The organism is Pseudomonas sp. P5_A12 (assembly GCF_056400685.1).
Genome location: NZ_JBFUKU010000512.1, coordinates 1 through 2,049 on the forward strand (window position 1 = coordinate 1; position 2,049 = coordinate 2,049).

Annotated in this window: 2 protein-coding genes; one reads left to right on the forward strand and one right to left on the reverse strand. The window is 52.6% G+C overall.

Going from position 1 to position 2,049, the window contains the following annotated elements; genetic code table 11:
- Positions 1–265 (reverse strand): SDR family NAD(P)-dependent oxidoreductase (locus AC1DSG_RS30590; RefSeq protein WP_477794206.1); only part of this gene is annotated, 265 nt, incomplete at its 3' end.
- A 287-nt stretch (positions 266–552) separates the two neighbouring features.
- On the opposite strand from AC1DSG_RS30590, the gene AC1DSG_RS30595 reads away from it, so the two are divergent.
- Entirely contained in the window at positions 553–1,875 is a 1,323-nt protein-coding gene (locus AC1DSG_RS30595; RefSeq protein ID WP_477794207.1) for a CaiB/BaiF CoA transferase family protein, read from the forward strand.
- Positions 1,876–2,049: the final 174 nt, after the last annotated feature.

Genomic DNA, 2,049 nt, shown 5'->3' on the forward strand with positions numbered 1-2,049 from the left:
GGATGTCGATATGCCCCATTGCAGCTAAGGCGGCATCTACGATTCTCTGAGGGCCGTCTTCAGCGACGAAATTCTGAACAAAAGTTACTGGGGCCACTCCGCCTGCGTCTACGATCTCAGATACCAAGCTGGCCAGCAGATTTTCGTTTCGCGCCGTAGCGAATACTTTTACGCCCTCGGCAGCCAATGACTTCACGATGGCTCGGCCGAGGCCTTGGCTAGCACCGGTGACCAGCGCTGTTTTTCCCGCGATTTGCAGATCCATGATCAATCCTCATCAGGCTYTAAAAAGAAGTGTCGAGGCGATTCGTGGAAGCCCCGATTTGAGGTTTGATTTTGAGCAGTGCGGCAACTGAAATAAACACGCGCGATGGAAACAGATTAGGATCGAAATTTTACCAATCTGGCATTCATATGTTCATTTTCGAGAATAGTCATAGGCTTGAATGCTTTGCGGGAGCGCCACCGCAGTGGGTAGGTGACTCCTCAATTCACGTGTTTCCGTGTCTCACCTTCATCTGCACAACCTGCAAAGCACATTGATCTCTTAAATTGAATAATCAAAATGATTATTCAATTAGTCCTTTCGAAGGCATTCTTTTACGATTTTCTCAGCTCGACGGCGCAGTTCCTGCACCCGTCAATGATCAGCTAGCTGAGGAAATTCAATTGGGCCAGACAAATAATAATCAGCCTATGGCCGGTGTCCGCGTTCTGGACATCGCTACATTCGTTGCGGCTCCGTTTTGCGGAACCATCCTTGCGGATTTTGGTGCGGAGGTCATTAAGATCGAGCAACCGGAGGGTGGGGACACCCTGCGCAAATTCGGTACTCCTACTGAATGTGGCGACAGCATGGTCTGGCTCAGTGAAGCCAGGAATAAAAAGTCCGTTACCCTCGATCTACGCTCCGAGCAAGGTGCTGACCTGTTTAGACAGCTTGTGGCCAAGTCGGACGTCGTTCTGGAAAATTTCCGTCCAGGAACGCTTGAAAAGTGGGGTCTTAGCTTCGAGTCGCTGCGAGAGATCAATCCCAAACTGGTCATGCTCCGAGTCAGCGCCTACGGTCAAACTGGCCCGAAGCGAGGCGAGCCAGGGTTCGCTCGTATTGCGCATGCATTCGGGGGGCTTGCTTTTCTCGCAGGAGAGAATGACGGGCCGCCAGTCGTACCTGGTTCTACCTCGCTTGCTGACTACATCTCCGGAATGTGGGGAGCCATCGGCGTTCTGTTGGCTCTTCGTTCCGTTCAAGCTGGCGGCATCGGTCAATACGTCGATATCGGACTCTACGAATCGGTATTCCGGCTCTTGGATGAAATCGCGCCTGTATACGCCAAGTACGGATACGTACGTGAGCGCATGGGGGCCGACACCATCAACGTCGTGCCGCACAGCCACTATCAAACCAGAGACGGGCAATGGATCGCGCTGGCATGCAGCAATGACCGGATGTTTCAGCGTCTCGCTCAGACAATGGGCACACCTGAACTCGCGATCGAATATCCGACCAGCCCTGATCGTGTGAAGGAACGAGCGAAGATCAATGCACTCGTCGCACTTTGGGTTTCCGGTTACACCCAAGAAGAACTGCTTGAAGTGTGTGTGCAGGGGCAGGTTCCAGCAGGCCCTGTGAACTCCATCGCGGATATCTTTGAAGACCCTCAATTTGCAGAGCGTGAGAACTTAATCCGCGTACAAGACCCGCGTATCGGCGAGCTCGTTCTGCCTAATGCGATGCCTCGTCTTTCCGAAACGCCTGCTGCTTTTGTCTCTACTGGCCCCTCTCTTGGGTCGAGTACTGAGGAAGTGTTGAGCCGGCTCCTGGGAGTTACTCCCGAAGCCTTGCAAGCGCTTAAAGCCAGTAAAGTTATCTGACTAATCAAAAGATTACGGGAATCAAAATGACTAATTATAAAATGTACGTTGGTGGTGAATGGGTTGATGCCGCTGCGGGTGAAACTTTCGAAACCAAAAACCCGTACACAGGCGAGACATGGGCGACCATGCCCCGTGGTCGCGCAGCCGATGCAGAGCGTGCAGTGGCTGCAG